At 72.1% G+C, this 23,192-nt stretch carries 20 protein-coding genes; 4 read left to right on the forward strand and 16 right to left on the reverse strand.

Annotated features, from left to right (window positions below; all coding sequences use genetic code 11):
• Positions 1–146 precede the first annotated feature (146 nt).
• Positions 147–1,517: a D-arabinono-1,4-lactone oxidase gene (locus tag FRAEUI1C_RS33585; RefSeq protein ID WP_013427843.1), complete on the forward strand. Its 1,371-nt coding sequence runs from the start codon at positions 147–149 to the stop codon at positions 1,515–1,517.
• Positions 1,518–1,543: 26 nt separating this feature from the next.
• Here FRAEUI1C_RS33585 and FRAEUI1C_RS39955 read toward each other — a convergent pair whose 3' ends face one another.
• From FRAEUI1C_RS39955 to FRAEUI1C_RS33595, 3 genes are all read right to left on the reverse strand, one after another.
• Complete coding sequence (locus FRAEUI1C_RS39955; RefSeq protein WP_013427844.1) at positions 1,544–1,708, reverse strand: hypothetical protein; 165 nt, start codon at positions 1,706–1,708, stop codon at positions 1,544–1,546.
• Positions 1,709–1,984: 276 nt separating this feature from the next.
• Positions 1,985–2,455 carry a YbaK/EbsC family protein gene (locus FRAEUI1C_RS33590; protein ID WP_013427845.1) on the reverse strand — a complete coding sequence of 157 codons (471 nt, stop codon included), beginning with the start codon at positions 2,453–2,455 and terminating at the stop codon, positions 1,985–1,987.
• Between the two features lie 326 nt (positions 2,456–2,781).
• Entirely contained in the window at positions 2,782–3,768 is a 987-nt protein-coding gene (locus tag FRAEUI1C_RS33595; protein WP_013427846.1) for a LysR family transcriptional regulator, read from the reverse strand.
• A 73-nt stretch (positions 3,769–3,841) separates the two neighbouring features.
• Here FRAEUI1C_RS33595 and FRAEUI1C_RS33600 point away from each other — a divergent pair, with 73 nt between their 5' ends.
• The gene (locus tag FRAEUI1C_RS33600) at positions 3,842–4,069 is read left to right on the forward strand and encodes a hypothetical protein (protein WP_013427847.1); all 228 of its coding nucleotides are present in this window, start codon (positions 3,842–3,844) and stop codon (positions 4,067–4,069) included.
• A 111-nt stretch (positions 4,070–4,180) separates the two neighbouring features.
• Here FRAEUI1C_RS33600 and FRAEUI1C_RS33605 read toward each other — a convergent pair whose 3' ends face one another.
• The 7 genes from FRAEUI1C_RS33605 to FRAEUI1C_RS33635 all read right to left on the reverse strand — a co-directional run bounded on the left by FRAEUI1C_RS33605 (position 4,181) and on the right by FRAEUI1C_RS33635 (position 10,892).
• Positions 4,181–4,924: an ABC transporter ATP-binding protein gene (locus FRAEUI1C_RS33605; RefSeq protein ID WP_013427848.1), complete on the reverse strand. Its 744-nt coding sequence runs from the start codon at positions 4,922–4,924 to the stop codon at positions 4,181–4,183.
• Positions 4,924–5,838: an ABC transporter ATP-binding protein gene (locus FRAEUI1C_RS33610; protein ID WP_013427849.1), complete on the reverse strand. Its 915-nt coding sequence runs from the start codon at positions 5,836–5,838 to the stop codon at positions 4,924–4,926. Before FRAEUI1C_RS33610 ends, FRAEUI1C_RS33605 begins: the two co-directional genes overlap by 1 nt.
• Positions 5,835–7,241 carry a branched-chain amino acid ABC transporter permease gene (locus FRAEUI1C_RS33615; protein ID WP_013427850.1) on the reverse strand — a complete coding sequence of 469 codons (1,407 nt, stop codon included), beginning with the start codon at positions 7,239–7,241 and terminating at the stop codon, positions 5,835–5,837. The genes FRAEUI1C_RS33610 and FRAEUI1C_RS33615 overlap by 4 nt, the downstream gene beginning before the upstream one ends.
• Entirely contained in the window at positions 7,238–8,170 is a 933-nt protein-coding gene (locus FRAEUI1C_RS33620) for a branched-chain amino acid ABC transporter permease (RefSeq protein ID WP_013427851.1), read from the reverse strand. The genes FRAEUI1C_RS33615 and FRAEUI1C_RS33620 overlap by 4 nt, the downstream gene beginning before the upstream one ends.
• A gap of 216 nt (positions 8,171–8,386) precedes the next feature.
• On the reverse strand, positions 8,387–9,562 hold the full coding sequence (locus tag FRAEUI1C_RS33625; RefSeq protein WP_013427852.1) for a branched-chain amino acid ABC transporter substrate-binding protein: 1,176 nt from the start codon (positions 9,560–9,562) through the stop codon (positions 8,387–8,389).
• A gap of 540 nt (positions 9,563–10,102) precedes the next feature.
• Complete coding sequence (locus FRAEUI1C_RS33630; protein ID WP_013427853.1) at positions 10,103–10,336, reverse strand: FmdB family zinc ribbon protein; 234 nt, start codon at positions 10,334–10,336, stop codon at positions 10,103–10,105.
• Positions 10,337–10,385: 49 nt separating this feature from the next.
• Positions 10,386–10,892, reverse strand: a complete 507-nt coding sequence (locus FRAEUI1C_RS33635; protein WP_013427854.1) for a J domain-containing protein — start codon at positions 10,890–10,892, stop codon at positions 10,386–10,388.
• 597 nt (positions 10,893–11,489) lie between these two features.
• Here FRAEUI1C_RS33635 and FRAEUI1C_RS33640 point away from each other — a divergent pair.
• Positions 11,490–12,890, forward strand: coding sequence for a CoA transferase (locus FRAEUI1C_RS33640; RefSeq protein WP_368411146.1), 1,401 nt, complete (start codon positions 11,490–11,492; stop codon positions 12,888–12,890).
• 562 nt (positions 12,891–13,452) lie between these two features.
• Here the strand turns inward: FRAEUI1C_RS33640 and FRAEUI1C_RS36945 are convergent.
• Positions 13,453–14,130, reverse strand: coding sequence for a hypothetical protein (locus tag FRAEUI1C_RS36945; protein ID WP_049807062.1), 678 nt, complete (start codon positions 14,128–14,130; stop codon positions 13,453–13,455).
• 309 nt (positions 14,131–14,439) lie between these two features.
• Positions 14,440–14,856, reverse strand: a complete 417-nt coding sequence (locus FRAEUI1C_RS33650; protein WP_013427857.1) for a DUF2795 domain-containing protein — start codon at positions 14,854–14,856, stop codon at positions 14,440–14,442.
• 781 nt (positions 14,857–15,637) lie between these two features.
• Here FRAEUI1C_RS33650 and FRAEUI1C_RS33655 point away from each other — a divergent pair.
• The gene (locus FRAEUI1C_RS33655; RefSeq protein WP_013427858.1) at positions 15,638–16,126 is read left to right on the forward strand and encodes a MarR family winged helix-turn-helix transcriptional regulator; all 489 of its coding nucleotides are present in this window, start codon (positions 15,638–15,640) and stop codon (positions 16,124–16,126) included.
• A gap of 135 nt (positions 16,127–16,261) precedes the next feature.
• On the opposite strand, the gene FRAEUI1C_RS33660 is transcribed toward FRAEUI1C_RS33655, so the two are convergent.
• From FRAEUI1C_RS33660 to FRAEUI1C_RS42095, 4 genes are all read right to left on the reverse strand, one after another.
• Positions 16,262–16,813 (reverse strand): DoxX family protein, encoded by a 552-nt coding sequence (locus FRAEUI1C_RS33660; protein ID WP_013427859.1) that lies wholly within the window; start codon positions 16,811–16,813, stop codon positions 16,262–16,264.
• A gap of 270 nt (positions 16,814–17,083) precedes the next feature.
• Entirely contained in the window at positions 17,084–17,782 is a 699-nt protein-coding gene (locus FRAEUI1C_RS33665) for a phosphoribosyltransferase (protein WP_198318674.1), read from the reverse strand.
• An 83-nt stretch (positions 17,783–17,865) separates the two neighbouring features.
• Positions 17,866–19,065 carry a DUF3089 domain-containing protein gene (locus FRAEUI1C_RS33670; RefSeq protein WP_232425218.1) on the reverse strand — a complete coding sequence of 400 codons (1,200 nt, stop codon included), beginning with the start codon at positions 19,063–19,065 and terminating at the stop codon, positions 17,866–17,868.
• A 541-nt stretch (positions 19,066–19,606) separates the two neighbouring features.
• A complete protein-coding gene (locus tag FRAEUI1C_RS42095; RefSeq protein ID WP_049807063.1) occupies positions 19,607–23,167 on the reverse strand; it encodes a glycosyltransferase family 39 protein in 3,561 nt (1,186 codons plus the stop codon).
• Positions 23,168–23,192: the final 25 nt, after the last annotated feature.

The raw sequence follows: 23,192 nt of genomic DNA on the forward strand, positions 1-23,192 counted from the left end.
CCGATCGTTCCCGCGAGACCGCCGCAAGATCACAGCCGGGTCCGGCCCGCGTAGGGCAAGATGAGACGGCGAACGCCAGTCACCTCACCGGTGCCCCGGACCTGGGCTGCGCGGGGACGCTGGGCGCGGACGCTCGGAGGTAATCAGTGGGCTCTTCCGCCGGCTGGCGGCAAAGGCGGTCGGAGACCCCGACGGCGTGGACGAACTGGGCGGGCAACCAGACGGCGACGCCGGCCGAGGTCGCGCACCCGGCCGGCCCCGACGAGGTCGCGACCCTGGTGCGCAAGGCCGTCGACGGCGGTTCGCGGCTGCGCCCGATCGGGACCGGCCACTCGTTCACCGCGATCGGGCGGCCCGACGGCCCGGACACGACCCAGCTGGTGCTGGACCGATGCGCCGACCTGCTCGCGTTGGACGCCGCCAGCGGGCTGGTGACCGTGGGCGCCGGGATGACGCTGAGCCGGCTCAACCGGCTCCTCGCCGAGGCGGGGCTGGCGTTGACCAACCTCGGCGACATCGAGCGACAGACGATCGCCGGGGCGTTGGCGACCGGCACCCACGGCACCGGCGCCCGGTTCGGCGGGCTCGCGACCCAGGTACGGGCCTTCGAGCTCGTCCGGGGCGACGGGGAGATCGTGCTGTGCTCCGCGCACGACCACGCCGACCTGTTCGCCGCCGCCCGGGTGGGGCTGGGCGCCGTCGGGGTCGTCACGTCGGTGACGCTTCAGGCGGTCCCGCTGTTCGCGCTGCGGGCCGAGGAGGGCTCGGCCCGGCTGCCGGAGCTGCTGGACGGTTTCGACGAGTTCGCCGACGGTGTCGACCACGCCGAGTTCTACTGGTTCCCACACACCGACCGCACACTGACGAAGCGCAACACCCGGATTTCCCTGTCCGCCGGGCAGAGCGAGCTCGACCCGCTGGGCCGGCTGCGGGGATGGTTCTCCGACGAATTCCTGTCGAACCGGGTCTTCGGCCTGGTCGTCGCCACCGGCCGGCACGCTCCGCGCACCATTTCGCCGGCGGCCAGGGTCAGCTCCCGGGCACTCGGCGCCCGCACCTTCACCGACCTTTCCTACAAGGTGTTCACCTCGGAGCGCCGGGTGCGTTTCAAGGAGATGGAGTACGCGCTCCCGAGGGCCGAGCTGGTCGGCGCGATCCGCGAGCTGACGGCCGCGGTGGAACGCTCCGACCTGCGGATCTCCTTCCCGGTCGAGGTCCGGGTCTCGGCGCCCGACGAGATCTGGCTGTCGACGGCGCACGGCCGGGAGACCGGCTACGTCGCGGTGCACGTCGACCACGGCACCCCGCACGAGGAGTACTTCGGGATGGTCGAGGCCATCATGACCGCGGCCGGCGGTCGGCCACACTGGGGAAAGCTGCACACCCAGACCGCGGAGACCCTCCGGCCGCGTTACCCGAAGTTCGACGACTTCCGAGCCGTCCGTGCCCAGAGCGACCCAGCCGGAGTCTTCACCAACGACTATCTCGACCAGGTCCTCGGGCCCGTCGCCAGATAGCGACTATGGCATTCTCGACCAGCGGGCTACTCGGGTAGCGCGGTGTCGGCGAGGTCCCAGGAGTCGGCGGCCCAGTCGTCCAGCTGCCAGGGCGCGGACGGGTCGGTACGTTCCAGCTCGACGCGCAGGGTGTAGCTGGACTCGCTCAGCCAGCCGCGGGGGTAGCCGATTCGATCCTGCACATAAGCCACGCCGTCGCCTCCTTCACGCGCGCCGCCGTCGTGCCCGGTCTTTCGACCGGCCCGCCACGGCTACCGGAACGGGCGGAAGCGTACCGTCGCCGACTGGTTGCGTAGGCCCGCTGTCGAGTGCGAGACAAACGGCTGGTAGGCCGAGCGCGTCCGCCCATCGCCTTGATCGCTGTTTTCGCCCTCCGGTGGCTACGAAACAGCGCCGGATACGACCACTGGAGGGCCGAAACGACGATCATGGGAGCCGGAACGGGCTGAACCTCGCCGGAGGTGGGTCTAGAACTCGTGGCGGACGTCGGCCCATTCGCCGTGGGTGATGGCGTGAAGCTCGTCGGGATTGGTCGGGAAGACCGCGTTGGGAGTTCCGGCGGCGGCCCACAGTTCGGCGTGGGCGAGCAGGTCGCGGTCGAGAAGAATGCGCATCTCGGTGGCGTGCGCGACCGGTGGAACGCCCCCGATGGCGTAGCCGGTCGCCTCGCGGACGGTCTTCGCGCCGGCGCGGCCCACCGGGCTGCCGAGCAGCGCCGAGACCTTGTCGGTGTCGACCTGGTTCAGGCCCGACGCGAGCACCATGACGGGCTGGTCACCGGCCAGGAAGACGAGGCTCTTCACGATCTGCCCGACCGAGGTGCCGAGCGCCTCGGCGGCCTCGTTCGCGGTGTGTGAGCTGTTCGGCAGCTCGCGGGCTTCGCCAGTGGCGCCCAGCTCACGCAGGCGCTCCTGAAAACGCTCCACCGTCGGATGCATGACGTTCCCTGCTTCTTGATCGAATGTTCAGTACATGTGCTGTGCTGGTCTATCAGGACCCGGCTGCCCGCGCACACGCATCGGCGCCGGACACTCCGTTCGCTGAGCGTCCGTCAGCCATCCGTTGGCCCACAACGTCGTACGGCGGGAGACGCGCCCCGTGCGCTAACCCGCTGGTCCGCGATGGCGGACGCGCGGTAACCACCCCGATTCCGGCCCCGTATTCAAGCCCCGCGAGGATGGCACGCTCGCCGGGGAGGACAAAGATTAGCCGGCCGCTCCCGGCACCCGGACGCCGGCCGTCACCAGCCCGAACACGGCACCGGTCAGGCCAGCACGCCCGGCTGGGCGCCGACCGGCTGGACCGCGACAGGCCGGACGGCGACCGGCGGGCAGATACCCGGCAGCAGCGGGGCCGCGGTTTCGGCAAGCCGCGCCGCGTCCACGAGCGCCCGCACCACGGCGGCCAGGTGCGGCGCGCCGCCGGAGCCCCGCCGCAGCGCCACCGCGAGCCGGCGCACCGGCGGGTCGACGAGCGGGCGCAGCACCACCCGGTCGGTCGAGCAAAGCCCGGCCAGGCGCGGGATGAGCGCGATCCCGCAGCCGGCGGCGATCAGGCTGAGCACGGCTGGGAAGTCGTCGCTGCGGTGGCGAATCCGCGGCGCGAACCCGGCCACCGCGCAGCCTGCCAGCATGATCTGCAGGCAGGCCGTCCCGGCCCGGCTCGCGATGTAGTCCTCGTCGGCGAGCTGCGCGAGCGAGACCCGGTCGAGGCCGGCCAGCGGGTGGTCGCGCGGCAGCGCCACATCGAACACGTCGTCCAGCAGCCCGATCGTCTCGAACCGGCCGTCGTCGGGGTGGGTCGAGACGAAGTCACACGCGAGGTCGAGCTCGCCGCCGATCAGCATGTCGTAGCAGTCGGGCGGCATCACGTCGACGATCGTGATGTCGATGCCGGGGTGGGTCTCGCGCAGCCGCTCTATCGCGGGGGCGACAATTCCGACGATCGCCGTCGGGAAGGCGGAGATCGTCACCGGGCCGATCCGGCCCGCGTCGAACGCCGCGAGGTCGGCCTCGGCCCGCTCCAGCTGGGCGAAGATCTCGTCAGCGTGCCGCAGCAGCACCCGGGCCGCCGGCGTCAGCCGGACGTTGCGTCCGACCTGGTCAAGCAGGGGGACGCCGGACTCGCGGGCGAGCGCCGCGAGCTGCTGGCTGACGGCGGACGGGGTGAGATGCAGCGCGGCGGCCGTCGCGGCCACGGTGCCCCGGCAGTCCAGCTCACGCAGCAGCCGGAGGCGTCGAACGTCGATCACGTAGAAGAGCTTAACGGTGTCGGCAAGAAAAATTAGATGGACCGGAGGATCGACCGCGCGTCACTCTCAACGCATGGTCATCGTTGCTCTCATCACCCTGGCGGTCCTGCTGATCGTGGCGGGCGTCCGGCGCTTCGGCGCCGACTCCCGTGACGGCCGGGACTGGCGCCGGCCCCCGCCCTCCACTCTCGACGACAGCCATCCCTGGACCGCCGGCTACCGCGACGGTCCCCGACTCCATGACGTCCAGGCCCGCCAGGAGACGCTGGCCGGCTCGCGCCAGCGCGGCCTGTTCGGATGACCCCGGCAGCCACCAACCTGGCAACCGGCGACCCGGCAACCAGCGCATGGCGCCGCGGGTGATCCGAAAACGGCGGCACCCGTCACCCGCGGGTGCCGCCGTCCAGGTCGGTCAGGAGCTGGCGGCTGCCTCGGCGCCGGTCGGCGTCCCGACATCCTCGCCGAGGTAGGCCTGCCGGACGCGGTCGTCGGCGAGCAGTACGTCGGCCGGGCCGTCGAGCACGACCCGACCGGTCTCCAGCACGTAGCCCCGGTTGGCGATCCGCAGGGCCTGGGCGGCGTTCTGCTCGACGAGCAGCACGGCGACGCCGGTGGCGTTGATCTGCGCGATGACCTCGAAGATGGTCTGGACGATCAGCGGCGCCAGCCCCATCGACGGCTCGTCGAGCAGCAGCAGCCGCGGCCTGCTCATCAGGGCACGACCGATCGCCAGCATCTGCTGCTCACCGCCGGACAGCGTGCCGCCGGCCTGGCCGATCCGCTCCTTGAGCCGCGGGAACATCCCGAAGACCATCTCCAGGTCGGTCGAGACGTGCTTGCGGTCGTGGAACGCGCCCATCAGCAGGTTCTCGCGGACCGACATCGACGGGAAGATCCGCCGGCCCTCCGGTGAGTGCGCGACCCCGCGCCGGATCAGCTGATGCGCCGGAATCCGCGACAGCGGCTCGCCGTCGAGGAGCACCTGCCCGGCCCGTGGCCGCAGCAGTCCCGAGACGGTGCGCAGCGTCGTCGTCTTGCCCGCGCCGTTCGCGCCGAGCAGCGTGACGATCTCCCCGGCGTCGACCGTGAGCCGCACCCCGCGCAGCGCGGTGACGGCGCCGTACGCGACCTCGACGTCGACGAGCTCCAGCAGCATCAGGACCGGTCCTTCCCCGTGGTGTTCCCGGAGGCGGGCTCGTCGCTCTGGGCTCCCAGATACGCCTCGATGACCGCCGGGTCGCGCTGCACCTCGGCTGGGGTGCCATGCGCGATGACCTGTCCGAAGTTCAGCACGACGACGCTCGCCGCGACCGACATGACCAGCCGCATGTCGTGCTCGATGAGCAGAACCGAGACACCGGTGTCGGCGATGGCGCGGATCAGGTTGGCCAGTTCCAGCTTCTCGGACGGGTTCGTGCCGGCCGCCGGTTCGTCGAGCAACAGCAGCTTCGGCTCGGTCGCCAGCGCCCGGGCGATCTCCAGCCGGCGCTGCTCGCCGTACGGCAGCGACGACGAAAGCTCGTGCAGCCGGTGCTCCAGGCCGACCAGCCGCATCAGCTCGACCGACCGCGCCACCCCGTCGCGGTCCTCCCGCCGGGCCCGCGGCGTTCCGAAGATCGCGCCGAGCGCGCCGTGGCGCTGACGCATCTCGGCGCCGATCTGCACGTTCTCCAGGGCGGTCAGCGCGGGGAACAGCCGGATGTTCTGGAACGTGCGGGCGACGCCGAGCTTGGTGATGGAGTGCGGCGTCCGGCCGACGATCGAGTAAGCCTTCTGGGACGTCGGCGCGAAGCGCACCGAGCCTTCCTGCGGCTTGTACGCCCCGGTCAGGCAGTTGAACAGCGACGTCTTGCCGGCGCCGTTCGGGCCGATGACGGCGAGGATCTCGCCACGCCGGTGCCGCAGCGAGACGCCGTTGAGGCTGGTCACGCCGCCGAACCGCAGGGTGAGCGCCTGCGCGTCGACGACCACGTCGCCGGTCGGGTCGCCTGCGCTCGGGCTACCGGTCGTGGCGGTCGACGTCGCCACGGCCGCGGCCCCGGCGGGGCCGGATGCGCGGTGCTTGCTCATGAGGCCAGGTCCTCCGAGATCGGCGCGGAACCGAGCGAGTCCGCGTGGCCGACGCCCTGCTCGGCCAGCTTGATCTCCCGCCCGCGCCGCCGCGACGGGACGACACCCTGCGGCCGGAAGATCATCATCACGATGACCACCGCGCCGAACCAGATATAGCGGTCCGTCGCCGGCACCTTGTCCCGCAGATAGAACGCCAGGCCCTGCAGGACCACCGATCCGACGACGACGCCCAGCCGGTTGCCCATGCCGCCGAAGATGACGATCGTCACCACCAGGAACGACGCCTGCAGGCTGAAGACGCCGGGGTTGAAGAACTGCTTGCTGGCGAACAGCACCCCGGCGAAGCCGGAGACCGAGGCGCCGATCGCGAAGGCCAGCAGCTTCATCCGCAGCGTCGGCACACCGGTCGCCTCGGCCGCGATCTCGTCCTCCCGGATCGCCGCCCAGGCCCGGCCGATTCTCGACCGTTCCAGCCGGCCGAGCGCGAGCATGACGATGACGATGATGACGAGCAGCAGGTAGTAGTACGGCCTCGGATCCAGCTTCCAGGCGTAGTTGAAGCCGCCGATGTGAACCGAGAGGTGCGGTACGCCGAACGCGCCCCGCGGCCCGTTCGTCCACGACGAGTTGTTCGCGATCAGCTGGATGATCTCGCCGAACCCGAGCGTCACGATCGCCAGGTAGTCACCGCGCAGCCGCAGCGTCGGCGCACCCAGGATGATGCCGGCCAGCGCCGCGAGCACAAACGCGATCGGGAACACGAAGAACGGGTTCAGGCTGAACGGCGCGTGCACCGGCAGCGGCGGCGAGGTGTGCTTGTAGGAGAAGTACGCCGTCGCGTAGGCGCCGATCGCGAAGAAGGCGATGTAGCCGAGGTCGAGCATGCCGGCGTAGCCGATGACGACGTTGAGGCCGAGCGCGAGCAGCGCGTAGATACCGATGTCGTTGACCATCGACTGCTGCGCGGCCGTCGAGAAGAACATCGGCGCGAGGATCGCGAGGACCAGGAGCACCAGGTTCGCCCCGATCGGGGCGAACCTGTTCTGCGTCACGACGGTGGCCGGACCGCGCGCCTGGTCGACCGCCCCCTGCAGCAGCGACCGCAGCAGCGGCCAGAGCGCGACCACCACCCACATCACCACCGCGATGATCAGGAAGGTGAGGATCCGCGGGTGGAGGAGGTCCTGCGCCACGGCGTGAAACGGCTTGTCCGGCGAGCCGTCCTTGCCGGTCATCAACGCGAGCACGAGGCTCAGCAGCACCCAGGTGCCGAGCAGTCGCAACCCCTTGGCGCCGAAGAGCGCCGTGGTGACCAGGGAACCCACCCCGGACCCGCTGACCGGTTCCGGCGGCGACGCGGGAGCCGGCGTCGGGTCCGACACGGTCGGAGCGGCGCTCATGCGGCCCTCCCCAGTCGCTCGCCGAGCAGGCCGGTCGGCCTGACCATCAGGATCAGCACCAGCACCAGGAACGCGATGACGTCCTTGTAGGACGCCTGGAAGATGAAGCCGCCGTAGCTCTCGATCAGGCCGAGAGTCAGGCCGCCGAGCACCGCGCCACGCACGTTGCCGATACCGCCGAGCACGGCGGCGGTGAACGCCTTGACGCCGGGCAGGAAGCCCATGTTGTTCGCGGCGCTGAACGTCATCGCCTGCAGGAAGCCGCCGGCGCCCGCCAGCGCTCCGCCGATGACGAAGGTCAGCACGATGACCCGCTCGACGTTGACGCCCATCATGATCGCGGTGTCGGCGTCCTGCGCGACCGCGCGGATGCTCTGACCGAGCCGGGTGCGGGCGACCAGCGTGTCGAGAACGATGAGCATGAACGCGGCGACCGCGATGATGACCAGCGTCTGGGTGTTCACCTTGCCGGTGAAGATGTGGAACACGACGCCGTTGGTGAACGCCGGCGGCAGCGGCACGTTCTGGTGCCCCCACAGCTTGCCGGCCATGTTGACGGCGAACCCGGACGCCCCGATGGCGCTGATCAGATACGCCAGCCGGGGCGCGTTCCGCTTCCGCAGCGGGCGGTAGGCCACCCGTTCAAGCACGAAGGCGGCGAGCGCGCCGGACGCCGCGCCGGCAATGAGGCCGACCATCACGATCCCGACCGAGGCCATCCCCGACGGGGTGTGGTCGAACATGTGGATGATCGGCCGGGCCGCGAACAGGCCGCCGAACGCGCCCAGCATGAAGACCTCGCTGTGCGCAAAGTTGATCAGCTGCAGGACGCCATACACCAGGGTGTAGCCGAGCGCGATGACGGCATACAACGAGCCCGACATCAGCCCGTCGATGGTTAGCTGCCAGAACTGGTGGACGAAGCCCATGCATCCGCCTTGTCGAAGGTCTTCCACTGCCGCGGGCGCGACGGAACAGGGTCGCCAGCTCCCGCAGCCCCCGGAGAATCGGAACGGGCGGCGGACAAAGCGCGCCCGCCGCCCGATCGATGAAGTTGCGTGCCGAGCCGCGATGCGCAGGCACCACGGCCCGGCTCCCGTCGCGTACGGCGCGGTGGCCGCACGCGACGGGTCCGGGCGGCTAGGTCAGCCGCCGATCAGCTTCGACGTCTGGCCGAGGACGGTCAGCTGGCCGCCCTTCACCTGGTAGATGTAGAACGACGCGTCGGTGACCTCACCGGTGGGCGTGAACTTGATCTGCTTGGTCAGGCCCTTGATGTCGAGCTTGCCGAACGCGGCGGACACGGACTCCCGGGTCGCCCCGGTGCCCAGCTGCTTGAGCACCGCGATGATGCCGTTGGTCGCGTCGTACGCCTCGGCCGAGTAGGTGCCCGGCTCGGCGCCAGCGTTGGTGCCCTTGTACGACGTCACGAACGCGGAGGCGTTCGGGTCAGCGCCGGCCAGGAGGCACGGGCAGCTGATCAGGGCGCCCTCGGCGTTGGCCGCGCCAGCCTGCTTGATGTACTCGGGGTCGAGCGAGCCGTCACCGGACATGATCTTGCCGGTGAAGCCGGCGCTCTTGAGCGCCTTGCTCAGCAGCGCGAACTCGGCGTAGTAGCCCGAGTAGTACAGGACGTCCGGCTTCGCCGCGATGATCTTCGTCGCCTGAGCCGTGTAGTCCTTGGTCGGGTTGATGCTGTCGTGGGTGAACTTCGTCCCGTTCGTCGTCAGCGTCGACTCGATGACCTTGGAAAGGCCGGTGCCGTACTCGGAGGCGTCGTCCAGCGAGTACACGCTGGCCGGCTTGAGGACCTTGGAGATGTAGTCGGCTGCGGCCTTGCCCTGGCCGGCGTCGGTCGCGATGACCCGGTAGAAGGTCTTGAAGCCCAGGGTGGTCAGGGTCGGGTTGGTGGCCGACGGGCTGACCGACAGCAGGTTCGCGTCCGTGAAGAGCTGCTCGCTGGCCTTGGTCGCGCCGGAGAACATCGGGCCGACCAGCGCGATGACGTCCGAGTTGTCGACCAGCTTCTGGGCGGCGGTCGGCGCGACGGCCGGGTCACCCTGGTCGTCGGACTGGACGAGCTTCAAGGTGAAGGGCAGCGACGAGTCCGCGTTCGCCTCGGCGATCGCGGTCTTCACGCCGTCCAGGCCGTTGATGCCCAGCTGCTGGTTGTCACCGGACAGCGGGCCCTGGAAGCCGATCGTGAAGGTCTTCTTGCCACTGCCGGACGAGCCGCCGCTGCCGCTGCTGCCACAGGCGGCAGCGGTCAGCGCGACCGCCGACGCGAGCGCCAGCGCCCCAACGAGCCTGCGCCTTTCCATCAACTTCCTCCTACGTGTGCCGGGCATGACCCCCAGCCCGAACGCCGCCGTTCTCGCGTCCTACGCCCGGCCGTCAGGCCAGCCACCCCAAGGACGCGAGGAGGCGCGCGCCCGGCCGTGGTGGTCGGAACCGGTGCGGTCTCCCCTGCTCCCAACGCCCGTGACCAGCGGTACCGGAAGATCTCCGACTCCGTGGTGCAGTCCGCGCCGAGTTGGCGGAAACCTAGCCAACCCGAGCGCGGGCGGGTAGGGCAGTTGAGCTCTTGTTACACGTAGGACACATTCCAGGCGCTTTCGCTACGCATCCGTTCACATTGCGCTGCCTGCGGCCCCCGGCCGGCAACACCAGGCGAACGGCCCGCGGGGGCCAGGCCACTTCCTCAGGAGCACAGGCGGACCAAGCGATCGCCTAGAGCGATGGGCGCGCGGCGGCGAGGCTCGCCGCGCGGCGGCGGCCAGGCAGGGGACGCACGACGGCGCGTCCCGGCGGGCGCGACCGAGAGATGAGTGACAGCTGGATGACGCGACGCTGTCGGCGGATCAGCCGCAGCCGCAGGCGCCACCGCAGCAGCCGCCACCGCCGCCGCCAGCCATGGGAGCCGCGGCGCCCATGGACACCGACGCACCGCGGCTGACCGCCACCGCCGAGAAGACCCGCGAGGTCTCGACATGACCGGCGGGGCAGGGCACCGCAGCGGCGGCGTCCTCGGTGATGCCGCGGCGCACCTCGAACGAGGAGTCGCAGACCCGGCAGCGGTAGTCGTAACGAGCCATGAGTCTGAGGATAGGGAACGCGGGCTCCCGGTGTCCGCCGGTCGTCGCGTCAGGACGACCGGCGCCCGGCCGACCGGTGTCTGCGCCGCGTGCCATGGGTGGGCGGCGGGCGGTTTGCCATGATCGCGGCAACCGGCGGGATCACCATCGCCACCACGGCCATCGCGATCGCGGCCGGCACGGACACCGGCCGGACGACCGTCCCGGCCAGGATGAACAGCCCCAGCGCGACGGTCATCATCACGAGGTAGCCCCGCTTCACCTCGCGGCTGACCCCGGGGAAGGCGGCGGGAGCCGGTGGGCCGCCGGGCACCCCGTCTTCGGCGTCCGTCGCCGGAGGGGCGCCGCTGGTGGCGAGGTACTCGTCGTAGCCGGCGCGACCGGCTGGGTCGCCAAGGATGTGGTACGCGGTCGTGAGCCGTTGGAAGGCGGCGGCATTGCCACCGGCGTCCGGGTGCAGTGCCCGAGCGGCGTGACGGTAGGCGGCCCTGATCTCCTCCGCCGTGGCGGACGGCGGGACGCCCAGGAGGTCGTACAGCGTCGTCCGCCTGGCCATGGCGGCCTCCTCTCCCGACCTCGGCCTCCCGTTGATCGAGGATCACAGAACGGGACGCGGGATGTGGCCGAATCACGGCGACAAAGAAGGCCGTCTCCGCCCAGGAGAGGGCGAAAGTGGCCGGCTTGTCGCACTTTGTTGGCACGAGTCGCCGACGGCATGCAGCTCGTCGCCTTCTGCGATGAGACACCAGGTTGGGCCGTTGTGTCGGACGCCAATGCGCAAATGCGATGCTGAGAGTTGCCGAATGCCCACGGTATGCATCAGCAGTGACCGTGGGCAGTGAGCCGGACAGGCCTCAAAGCGGACGGAGCCATGGCGGATCAGCTGCATGACCTACCGCGACCGGGCCAACGCCCCACGGCGTCGGACCCACCCGACCCACCCGCGCCCTCGACGCCACCGGTGCCCTCGACGCCGGAAGAAACACCAGAGCCGACAGAAACACCCGTCTCCGCGGAAACTCCTGTAACGCCACCAACACCGGAATCCGGAGGTAGCGGCGAGCCCTCCGAGGACGAGGCACGGGAGCTCGCGGGGGTCGTCACTGAGTTCGCCCGGCTGATCGGGGACGCGCGCGCCGCGGCCAGGCTCACGGTGACCGGGCCCGCCGACGTGCTGCCAAGCCTGTACCGGGTCACCCTCGCGGCCACCGTCGCCATCGCGGCCGCCGCGCACGGCGCCGCCGAGCTGTGGGCCGCGCGGTCGGGGGACGACTGCCCGCCGGTCTCCGTCGACACCCGGCACGCGGCGGCGGCGTTCCGCGGCGAGCGGCTGCTGCGGATCGGCGGGCGGGCGGCACCGAACCCGTCGGACCCGCTGACCGGCTACTACGCGACCCGGGACGGCCGGTGGCTGCACGTGCACTGCAACCTGCCGCACCACCGGGTCGGCGTGCTGGAGCTGCTCGGCGCCCGGGCCGAGCCGGCCGCCGTCGCCCAGGCCGTCGCCCGCCACGACGCGGCCAGCCTGGAGGCCGAGCTCCAGTCGATGGGGATGTGCGCCACGATGGCCCGCGCCGAACGGGAGTGGTGGGCCCATCCGGCCGGGCGCGCCGTCGCCGGGCTGCCGCTGATCGAGATCGAACGGCTCGACGAGGCCGCGCCGCTGGCCGGCCCGGCCGCGATGGCCCGGTTCCGCGGGACCACGATGCCGCCGGCACCGGCGCAGGCACTGTCGACCCAGGCCCAGGCGGTCGCGTCCCCCGGCCGCCCGGCCGCAGGGCTGCGGGTGCTCGACATGACCCGCGCCATCGCCGGCCCGGTCTGCGGCCGGGCGCTCGCCTCGTTCGGCGCGGACGTGCTGCGGGTGGGCGCGGCCCACCTGCCCGACAGCCGGACGCTCCTGATCGACACCGGCTTCGGCAAGCGCGGCACCTTTCTCAACCTGCGGGTCGCCACGGACGCCCGCCGGCTGCGCGAACTCGTCGCGGCCGCGGACGTCGTCATCCAGGCGTACCGACCGAAGGCGCTGGACCGGCTCGGGTTCGGGCCGGAGGACCTGGCCAGGATCCGGCCGGGCATCGTCTGCGCGACGATCAGCGCCTACGGCCGGCTCGGGCCGTGGAGCGGACTGCGCGGCTTCGACGGGCTGGTACAGACGGCATCCGGGGCCGCGGTCGAGGCCGCGCGCGCGACCGGCTCGCACCAGCCGGAGCCGCTGCCCGCCGCCGCGTTGAGCCACGCCACCGGGCACCTCGCCGCCTACGGCGTGCTGGCCGCGCTCGCCCGGCGGGAAGGCGTCGGCGGCAGCTGGCACGTCCGGCTCTCGCTCGCCCAGACGGGCCGCTGGCTGATGGGCCTGGGCCAGCGGGACACGCTGGCTGTGCCGGGCCTGAGTGACGCCGACGTCGAGCCGTTCCGGCGCACGATGCGCAGCGAGTTCGGCGAGCTTTCCTACATCGCCGCGCCCGGGGCCGTCGGCGGCGCCACGCGCGGCTACGACCGGCCACCAAGTTCGCTCGGCGCGCACTCCCCGGGCTGGGCGCCCATCCGCTGAGCGCGATCGCCGGACCGCGCGGCGTGTCCGGACGGAACCAAATCGTTCCCGCGACTGGCCGGCGCCGGATCGCGACATTCGCGCCTTACGCCGTATCCGCCGGGCGCCTCAGCCGCCTTACTTCTTGTCTGCCGTCGCCGGATTCCGCACGCCCGATTGGGTCGGAATTCCCCAGCTGAAAGCGGCTTCCCCATGCACCGGTTCCGGCTGGTCCCGGCCCGGAGTTAAGTGCGAGAACCGTGCTCGGGGCGGCCGGCCCGGCTGCGCTCGGGAGCCGAACCAGCATCATTGCGGGACGAGACCGAGTCGTCCGAGTTGCCACGGCGACGGCGCGCGCGTGTGCGGGTACCGACGTCAACCTGCCGCTCACGCTGTCCGGCCGCCGCCGCGGCGCGGTCGGCGAAAAGACGCTGCCTGATCAGGTTCAGGGTCTGCTCGCGTTCTGTCTGATCCAGTCCGGCCGCGAGGGTGTGAAACAAACCACCAGAAGCGGGTCGCCGGCCGTTTTCACTCGTCGCACCCATGCCTGGATGCGTACCCGGTCATTCGACGGCTATTCCTGTTACCTTCCGTGCCCGCCCTGGTCGGGCCCGCTTCCGCCCGTTGGCCCGACGACAGGCCCGTCGTGCGATTCGGTCCCGGCCGAGCGGGCCATGGCCGCCGCCGCGGCCGCGCTCCGGCCGGACGGCACCGCCGGCTCGGGCCGCCCCACGGCCGGCTCAGCCGAGCGGGGCCACCAACCCCGCGGCCGGCGCTGCCCCGCGGGCGATCGACGCGCCTCGGGCCCGTCCAGCCCCGCCGCGACGACCTGGTCGAACGTCGGCACCGTCCAGTCGGTGCCCGGCCGGCCCAGGATCACCCGGGCGGCCACGCACAGCGCCCAGACGGCGAGCACCGCGCCGACCGCCATCACGTCCAGGCCACCGACCAGCCATGACAGCCCGAGGATCACCGTCGCCAGCACGAGGCACAGCGTGATGAGGCCGAGCAGGTTGCTGACCTGCGGCAGTCGTCCCGCGTCGGTCGAGTTCGCGCGGCCCGCCGGGCGACCCGGCCGGCCGGCGGGGCGGCCCGAGCGCGGCGGCACGGGTCCGGGCTGGACACCGGTCGCGGCGCCCGCGCGGCGGGAGCCGGAGCGGCGATCGTCGGAGCGGCGATCGTCAGGGCGCTGTCGCCGAGGCTGGCTCGACGGCGCGGGGCCGTTGGTCGCGGGGCCGTCGGTCACAGGGCCGTCGGTCACAGGGCCGTCGGTCGCTGAGCCACTGGTTGTGGGGCCACTGGTTACGGAGCCATTGGTTGCGGGGGCTTCGGGAGAGCTCGGCTGGCGGGTCGGAAGCAGTCCGCGGACCAGCCGTCGGTCGCCCGCACCCGAGTCGCGGCGTTCCATGCCGCGCTCCTGCCCACCGCCGCCGCCGTAAGACGGGGCAGGGACCTTCAGCCCGGCCAACCTGGCCTGGTCGTGCCAGGGGCGCGGAGCCCGGCGCTCGATCCGCGCCGGTCTCCGCGCCCCAGGGCACGATCATGATTTCGACGGCACCGGTACGACCGCTCAGTACCGGGTCTTCTCCACGTGTGCGCCGCTGTGGACGGCGCGCCAGAGCTCGCCGACGGAACCGAACTGGCCGTGCTTCGGCGCCTGTCGGATCTCCTCGACCACGTGATCGGGTGCGTTGTGATCGCGCAGGTGGCCCATGACCTCGTCACGGTCGGCCGGGAACACGGCCCGGCTGAGCCAGCGGGCCAGCTCGGAGCGTTCCTCGACGTCGCTGAGGCTCATCCCGCGCGGGGCGCTACCCCGGCCTATCCCGTCCGGGCGGTCCAACGCCACTGGAACCTCGTCGGTCGACGGCTCGGGCGACCTCCACTCGGCGGCGTGGGTCTGCCTGCGGGCTCGGACGTAGTCGCGCACCTCGTCGGCCATCGCCTCATCGAGCTGCGGGCCGTGCTTGGCGCTGCCTCGGTCCATCGGCTGCTCCCGTCACGTGATGCCTGGCCTTATGCCTCGGCGTCGAGGGTGCCTGGGGCTACGTGGCCGCTGGGCCGTCCTGGACTCCTCTCGGGAATCGGCCCCGAGCCCGGACCGGGACCTACCCGGACGGGTGTCGGCAAAGCACGGGCCGCCGGGGCTCGGATCCACCGAGCCGACTAGCCAAGGACGGCGATCCGGACGCGGCGCTCTGAGCACCGAGACCGATCGAGCAGTGGCCCATCAGACCGGTTCGACCCCGTCCGGCAAGGACAGTCGGGCATCAACGACCGTGTCGGCCAGAAGACAGTTCGTTCGGGTTCTTCCGACGCAAGGAAGACGGCACTCGGTGTCAAATTAGCCGCACGCATGTCAGCTCGGGGGTGAAAGCGGAATTGTCGGTACTTTTTCGGCCCGCTGACCCCGTTCTCGACGGACTTGGCACCGCTTCTCCGGCGATTCCGCCACAGCATGGCCTGATGCGGATGATTATGATCTCATCCCATCAAGACCGCGGGCTGGCAGCCACCGACCTAGACCACGGACCGACGACCACGGACGACCGAGCCGCACCGGCGCCACCGCCAGCCTTCGGATCCTCGAATCCATCCGAGCGGCTCCGATCCCCTGTTGCCTTCGACATCCCCGGCCCCTTCGCGGTCCTGGTCCTTCGATGTCCTCGGCTCGAGACGCGCCATCCGGTGCCCGACGTGAACGGACACAGACCCTGAACACGCACACACTTCCCGACCATTCGGCAGGGAATGGTGGACGGACCACCGTGTCGGTACCGTCCGGAACTGCCGTCGACGGCGCCGCGGACCTGTCGGCCAACCCAGGCCACCTGGCCCGCCGGCTGCAGCAGGTCATTCACCAGCTGTGGACGGCCTCGGTCTCCACCGACACCACGCCGCCCCAGTTCGTCGTCCTGAACAGCCTGCGGGCGGCACCCGACATCGACCAGCGCACCCTCGGCGAGCGTGCCTGCCTGGACCGCTCGACCGTCGCGGACGTGGTCGCGCGCCTCGTCCAGCGCGGCCTGATCCGGCGGGTCCGCGACCCACACGACGGCCGGCGCAACGTGCTGCGGCTGACCACGCGTGGGGAGGGCACCCACACCGAGGTGGCGCACCGCGCGCAGACGATGAACGAGCAGCTGCTCGCGCCGCTGTCCGGGGACGAGCAGCTCACGCTCGTCGCCCTGCTCAACCGGGTCGTCGACGCGCACCCGGCCGGCCGTTCCGGCGGCGCCGAGGCCGACCCGGACTGACCGGCCGCGGGGCGGGCTGCGTCGGGCTGACCTGTCAGCCCGACGGCGGCGGCTCGCCCACGGCGCCCTGGCGCCCGCCAGACCCGGGGGACGCGGGACGCGGCCGGGTTCGACCGCGTCCCAGAGCCCTGGCGCCTAGGCGTCCTGCGTCGTGGCTTCCTGCGTGGCCGGGGTGGCCGGCTTCGGCGGCTCCGGGCGCCACGAGCTGCCCAGCAGAGCGGCCGAGCCGAGCACGCCCATGGCGACGGCGATCAGCCCGCCGAGCCAGCCGTCCAGGTTGTCGTCAATCGTGGCCAGGTGGTCGATCGAGGCGTACCCGGGGCCGAAGGTCGCGATCGCCGCGCAGACAACCGCGATCATGAGCACGTACTCGTAGCCCTGGCCGGGCTTGAAGATGAAGAAGCCGTTCTTGCGGTGCGCCGTCATGCCAGCGACGATCATGATGCCGACGATCGCGCCCGCGCTGAACGGCGTCAGGAAGCCGGCGGCCAGGCCTGCGCCAGCGGCGAGCTCCATCAGACCGCTCGCCCAGGCGTGCACGATGCCCGGCTTGAGACCCATGCTCGCGAACCACCCCGCGGTACCGTTGATCCCACCCGGACCGAAGATGTGGTTGTAGCCGTGCGCGACGATCGTCAGACCCACGACGATCCGAAGCACCAGGTCCGCGGTGTCCGCTGCGGTCACGAGAACTCCCCTCTACTGCCATCCGCGCGTGAACGCGACACACGAGCCCATCTGCGGGGAATCTATAGTTTGTGGGCACTCACTCGCTCGCGGTACCGCTCGGGGTAACACCGCCGCGACAATTCGAGGCGCCCTGGTCACCGGCCGGTTCCGGCCCGTGAGCTGACGCCGCTCAGCACACCCCCGACTCAGCGCAACGCGTGAGCAGACCCGGGCTCGGCGCACCCTCAGAGCACACCCGGCTCGGTGCATCCCTCGAGCACACCCGGCTCAGCGCACCGGTGGAGCCACTCGAAGCAAAGCATGAACCTCGTCGTCGGTGGGCGGGGCGAAGTCACGGTAATAGTTGCCGACAGCCATGAAGTCCGGCGGCATCAGGGGGCACACCAGCTCGTCCACCTCGGCACGCACCGCCAGCGCTCCGTCAGGAGACGCCACCGGCAGCGCCGCGATCACCCGCCGTGGGCCGGCTCGGCGCACGGCCCGGGCGGCGACGACCATGGTCGCCCCCGTGGCGAGGCCGTCATCGACGAGCACGACCGTCCGGCCGGCGAGCGGCGGCGGCGCGCGGCCCTCCCGGTAGACGCGCTCGCGGCGCGCCAGCTCCGTCGCCTCCCGGGCGGCGACCGCCTCGATCGCCTCGGCGGCCAGGCCGAGCCGCTCGACGGCTCGGGTGTTCAGCACCCGGACGCCACCCGTCGCGATTGCGCCGAGGGCGAACTCGGGCTGCCCCGGCGCGCCCAGCTTGCGGACCCCGATGGCATCGAGCGTCGCGCCAAGCCGACGCGCGACCTCGGCCGCGACCGGCACTCCACCCCTGGGCAGGCCCAGCACCGTCACCGGCCCCTCGTCGCCGACGGCGTGTCGAGGCCGGGCGCCCCGGCGGGAGCCGGGCGCCCCGGCGATCACCTCGGCTACCAGGTCACCGAGGATCCGCCCCGCTTCCCGCCGATCCGTGTAGCCGGCCATGCGCACGGCGTACCCGGGGCTGGTCCGAGCACGCCCGCCAACCGGGCCGCGCACCGGTTCGATCTCCGCCGCGGCGCCGGCCATCAGCTTGGGCCGGCGGAAGCGCCGTGCGCGGCGAGGTAGGCCACCGACTGACGGCTGACGAGCTGGACCAGGTCACCGAGGGTGAGGTCGAACTCGTCGAAGTGCAGGCCCCAGGTCGGCAGGGTGTCGAGCGTGGGAAGGGCGCGCTGGTCGACGAACGCGGGCCGGACGGAGATGTCGAGCCAGGCCCTGTTCCCGGACTGTTGACAGTTCGCGGACAGGAAGTCCGGATAGGTCACGAATCCGGTCGACGCGACCGGCAGGTCGGTCGACGACAGCCCCGGAAGCAGGTCACCGCCATCCGGCGCCCCGTCCGGCAGCAGCCCGGCCGTCGGCAGGTAGGGCGCCAGGGTGGCCGCACCGCCGCCGAGGGCCGCCGGGTTGGTACAGAGCGTCTGCAGGTTCAGCGTGCCGGCCGGAGCGGCGACCCCACGCGACGGCGCGTTGGGCTGGCCGAACCAGGCGTCCGCGGGGGGCGCTCCCTCGTACGCCGAGTACGCCACGACGCAGCCGAACTCGTCGTGACGCTGGCAGGCCGGGATCTGGGCGAGGTCACCGCCGACGAGCGAGCCGTGGCGGACCCGCACGTCGGCGCCGACCAGCAGCGCGGAGACGAGCAGCGCCCGCTGGCCCTCGTTCGGCTCGATCTCGTCGTGCAGCAGGCGCAGCAGCATCTCGGCGCCCTGATCGTCGCCGATCAGCACCACCGGCCGGCCATGGTTGTCATTCACCAGGTAGTCGTTCCACGCGGACTGGACGTCCCCGAAGGCGAGCTGGCGCGCGCTGTCGGACGGGCCGCCATGCTGCAGCCGGGACACGACCGAGTACTGCTCGTAGACCGGGGCGAACACCCGGCAGTCGGCGCCGAATCGGGCTGCCTGCGCCCGGACGACCGCGATCTCGGTGTCGGTCGCCTTCAGAGGGGCGTTGGCCAGCGCGACCTGCGAGACGGTCGGATAGACGTAGAAGCAGTCAACCGGTGGGTTCGCGGCGGCCTGGAAGGTGTCCGTTCCGGTCGGTCCAGCGGGACCGACGACGGTCGCGTCCAGGTTGGTCGCACAGTTGTCGTCGATCGTCCCGGGTCGGCAGACCCAGACCGTGGGATGGGCGACGACGAGGTTCGATCCCGTGGTCAGCGCGCCCGGTGCCGTCGCCGGCCCGTGCGGCTGCGCGCACGCGGAACCCAGCAGTACGGTCACGACCGCGAGCAGGCCGAAGCCCTCCCGCCGCCTTGATCGAGGACCGCGTGTCCTCGACGCCGTCAGGCCAACGGGAAAGGGCTCATCAGCCGGGCAGCGGCGCATTGAGACCTCAGATCATCCGAGCATGCCGACGCGGACCCCCAACACGCCCACGAGCCGTTTGTCCGACCGTGGCCGCCCGTCGATCACCGCGTTGCGGCACAGTATGCACCGTTACGTCCCGAGGCGCATTCGTGGGTATTGCCACAATCAGGCCAGTACGTCCGCCGGGCCACCGGATTGATGCCTTTGCGCCGCTAGACCCCACCAAACGCCACCAAAACGCCCCGGGCGGTTCCTGTCGATCTCCCCCGGGCCAGCCGGCGCTCTGGACGATCCCACCGGACGGACCGCGGCCCCGAAGCCGCCATCCACCGCGTCATGATCGCCGTCTTAGCCCTCGGGTGGTCGTGGTCGGGGGTGATCCACGACCACCCGAGGGCGGAAGCAGCGATCATTGGGGGCCCGGGCCCGGGTCGGGGTCGGGGTCGGGGTCGGCCTAGGCGGCGGCTCCGGGCTTCGTGGGCTTGGTCAGGTCGTAGAGGGTCTGGCCGCCGATGGTGACGGAGGTGAAGTTCTTCTGCACCCAGGACGAGATCTCGCTGTCGGAGCCGCCGCCACCACGCAGGCCGCCACCGAAGCCGCCCCCGCCCAGGAAGTAGTGGATCTTCCTGGTGGCGACGTCCCGTTGGAACTCGGCGAGGGTGATCGCCGGATCCCCGCCGGAGAAGCCGCCGATGGCCATGACCGGCTTGCCACCGGTCGAGAGTTCCAGGGTCGCCGCGGACTGGGAGTTGGCCACCGCGGCGACCCAGCGGTACCCCGCGGCGCCTTCGGTGAGCAGGGTCGTGACCGCCGCGTTCGACGAACCGCCGTCCGGCCCGCCGAATCCGCCGCCGAACGGCCCACCGTTCTGACGGGTGCCGCCACCGAGACGGTCGCCGCCCGGATTCGAGCCGTCGGCTGAGCCACCGCCCGGGATCAAGCCGCGGCCCTGATTGGTGCCGCCACCCTGATTCGCCCCCCCGCCGGGGAGCGCACCGCCGCCGGGAGCCTGCCCGCCGAAGCCACCGGGGAGGCCGCCCTGACCGAAGCCCTGACCGCCGAAGCCCTGACCGCCGAAGCGGTTCTCGTCGCGGCCGGTGCCGCCGGCCGCCCCGCCCGCCCGCGCGCCGATCGCGAACGGCGCCCCACCACCGCGGTTGCCGGGCCCGGCCAGCGGAGTCGCGCCCGTGTGCGCCGTCCCGGCGGTGTCGAGGGCATACGCGGTCGGCCCGGCGAGCAGGCCGACCCCCGCCAGCGCCGCGATCCCGACGGTCGCGGCCGAGGTCCGCCCGCGCGTGGCGAACCTGTCCAGCACCGGCAGGGAGCCACGGCGCGCGGGCGGGCTGGCCGACCCGTGCAGCACCGGCGACGAGCCGTCAGCCGGGTCCGGCACCTCGACGGTCGCGGCGGCCGGGCGCCCAGCCGCGACCAGCGTCAGCAACGCCGCCAGCACCCCCGCGACCAGCACCGGCACGCGCAGCCAGCTCTCCCAGTCGATCCGGCCGAGCAGGCGGTAGGCCCACCAGCCGCTCACCCCGAAGCTGGCCGCCAGGAAGAGCCGGGAGATCAGATCTTCCCGGTCCCGCCACAGGACGAGGGCCCCGATCGCGACCGTCGCTCCGACCGACGGCGCGAGCGCGATCGAGTAGTACTCGTGGATCGTCCCCTTCATGTAGCTGAACACCAGTCCGGAGCCGACCAGCCAGCCGCCCCACAGCACCAGCCCGGCCCGGGCCAGGTCGGTGCGGGCCGCCCGGCGGGTCGCCCACAGGCCGCCGACCAGCAGGATCAGCGCGGCGGGCAGCAACCAGGAGATCTGGGCGCCGAAGTTCTGGGAGAACAGCCGGCCGATGCCGGCCGAGCCACCAAATCCGCCGAACCCGCCACCACCGCGACCTGGGGCCCCGTTCCCGCCGGGAAATCCGGGGAGGTCGCCCGTCGCGGCGCGGCGGGTCAACGCGTCACGCAACGCACTGGTCGCGGCGCCGCCGCGCGGCGCGCCGCCGCGGTTCCCGTCGCCGCCGAAGATCCGTCCGAAGCCGTTGTAGCCGAAGGCCAGGCCGAGCTCGCTGTCGTTCTGCGAGCCGCCGACGAACGGCCGGGACCCCGAAGGCCACAGCTCGACGGTGGCCACCCACCAGCCGGCGCCGACCACGACGCCAACCCCGCCCAGCAGCACGTGCCCGACCCGGCGCAGGAACGCCGGCGGCGCCGCGATCAGGTAGACGAGCGCGAACGCCGGGAGCACGAGAAAGGCCTGCAGCATCTTGGTCAGGAACCCGAACCCGACGGCGACCCCGGCCAGCAGGATCCACCGCCATGAACCACGCTCGACGGCCCTGGTCACGCAGTAGCCGCCGACCACCATGGTCAGGACGAGCAGCGCGTCCGGGTTGTTGAACCGGAACATCAGTGCCGCGACCGGGGTCAGCGCGCAGAGCAGCCCGGCGAGCAGGCCGGCGCGCGGGCCGGCCACCCGGCGCACCGCCGCGAACAGCACCCCGACGCTCGCGACCCCGCACAGCGCGTCCGGCACGAGCATGCTCCAGCTGGAGAAGCCGAAGATCCGCCCGGACAGTGCCATCAGCCACAGCGAGGCCGGTGGCTTGTCGACGGTGATGTAGTTCGACGAGTCCAGCGAGCCGAAGAACATGGCCTTCCAGCTCAGCGTTCCGGCCTGGACAGCCGCGGCATAGAAGGTGTTGCCGTAGCCGGACGCACCGAGGTCCCACAGGTAGAGGGCAGCCGTCGCGGCGAGCAGCACGAGCAGCGCCGGCTGGACCCAGCTCGGATCGCCCGGCCGCCCGCGCACGAGCCGCCCGGGCCAGCTCCGCCAGCCGGCGGGCCCCGGACCGGGCGGCGGCGGGGTCGTCGTGGCACCGGCTGCGAGCACCGGCTCCCCGGGCGCGAGCACACCGGAGGCTGTGGGCGCGGGCATCTCGACGGCCGGCTCCGCCGCGGCCCGGCCGTCGCCGTGTGGCTGTGACGGGATCGCCGGGACGGCCGGGACGGCCTGGACGGCCGCGGCCGCCGGGTCGGCGTCCGCCGGGTCGGGGCGGTCGCCACTGTCGGCGGCGGGGACGGTGGTCATGGGCCGATCTCCAGTGATCGAGGGCGAAGGGACGAGAACGGCGCCGTCGTCGGCGCCGCGCGGCCGGCCTGGCAGCGGCGGTCGCGCGAGCTCGGCGCGCAGCACCCGCACCGGCAGCCGGCGGGTCAGCAGGCCCCGGGCCACCCGGGCGATCCCGCGCAGGTCGGCGAGGGCGGTGGGGACGATGGCCACCCGGCTGTCCGGGTCGTCCACCCAGTCGACCGGAACCTCGTGAATCCGCAGCCCGGACCGTTCGGCCAGCACGAGCAGTTCGGTGTCAAAGAACCAGGCGGTGTCCTCGACGTACGGGAGCAGCCGGTGCGCCACGTCGGCGCGAACCGCCTTGAACCCACACTGGGCGTCCGAGAAGCGGGTCCGCAGCGTGGCGCGGAGCAGCAGGTTGTAGCACCGGGAGATCAGCTCACGCTTGGGCCCGCGCACCACCCGGGCTCCCGGCGCGAGCCGCGAGCCGATGGCGACGTCCGAATGCCCGGAGATCAGCGGCGCGACCAGCGGCAGCAGCGCGCCCAGGTCGGTGGACAGGTCGACGTCCATGTACGCGACGACGGTCGCGCGGCTGGTGGACCAGGCCGCCCGCAGCGCCCGGCCACGGCCCTTCGCCGGCAGCCGGGTGGCGCCGACGCCGGGCAGCCGTGTGGCGAGCTCCTCGGCGAGCGCCCAGGTCCGGTCGGTGCTGGCGTTGTCGACGATCGTGATCTGAAAGCTGAAGGGGAAGCCGTCGAGCAGGAACGCGTGCAGCCGTCGCACGCTCGGGCCGACGTCTGCTTCCTCGTTGTGGACCGGGATCACGATCTCGACCGCCGGGCGGTCACTCAGCCGCGCGGTCACCAGCTGGGGTTCGACCGGCCGGGGCTCGGCCGGGTCGGGCTCGACCGGTGTGAGCCGGGTCGGCTGGGCCGGCACGGGCTCCGGCGGGCCGGGCGTCCGT

The organism is Pseudofrankia inefficax (assembly GCF_000166135.1).
Lineage (GTDB): Bacteria > Actinomycetota > Actinomycetes > Frankiales > Frankiaceae > Pseudofrankia > Pseudofrankia inefficax.

Bases quoted from the DNA above. Each gene is read 5' to 3' on its own strand.
- FRAEUI1C_RS33630 (WP_013427853.1), bottom strand. From the start codon at position 10,336: ATGGCTCGTTACGACTACCGCTGCCGGGTCTGCGACTCCTCGTTCGAG.
- FRAEUI1C_RS33620 (WP_013427851.1), bottom strand. From the start codon at position 8,170: ATGGGCTTCGTCCACCAGTTCTGGCAGCTAACCATCGACGGGCTGATG.
- FRAEUI1C_RS33605 (WP_013427848.1), bottom strand. From the start codon at position 4,924: ATGCTGCTGGAGCTCGTCGACGTCGAGGTCGCGTACGGCGCCGTCACC.
- FRAEUI1C_RS33625 (WP_013427852.1), bottom strand. From the start codon at position 9,562: ATGGAAAGGCGCAGGCTCGTTGGGGCGCTGGCGCTCGCGTCGGCGGTC.
- FRAEUI1C_RS33610 (WP_013427849.1), bottom strand. From the start codon at position 5,838: ATGAGCAAGCACCGCGCATCCGGCCCCGCCGGGGCCGCGGCCGTGGCG.
- FRAEUI1C_RS33635 (WP_013427854.1), bottom strand. From the start codon at position 10,892: ATGGCCAGGCGGACGACGCTGTACGACCTCCTGGGCGTCCCGCCGTCC.
- FRAEUI1C_RS33615 (WP_013427850.1), bottom strand. From the start codon at position 7,241: ATGAGCGCCGCTCCGACCGTGTCGGACCCGACGCCGGCTCCCGCGTCG.
- FRAEUI1C_RS33650 (WP_013427857.1), bottom strand. From the start codon at position 14,856: ATGGACCGAGGCAGCGCCAAGCACGGCCCGCAGCTCGATGAGGCGATG.
- FRAEUI1C_RS33665 (WP_198318674.1), bottom strand. From the start codon at position 17,782: ATGGCCGGCTACACGGATCGGCGGGAAGCGGGGCGGATCCTCGGTGAC.
- FRAEUI1C_RS33590 (WP_013427845.1), bottom strand. From the start codon at position 2,455: ATGCATCCGACGGTGGAGCGTTTTCAGGAGCGCCTGCGTGAGCTGGGC.
- FRAEUI1C_RS33600 (WP_013427847.1), top strand. From the start codon at position 3,842: ATGGTCATCGTTGCTCTCATCACCCTGGCGGTCCTGCTGATCGTGGCG.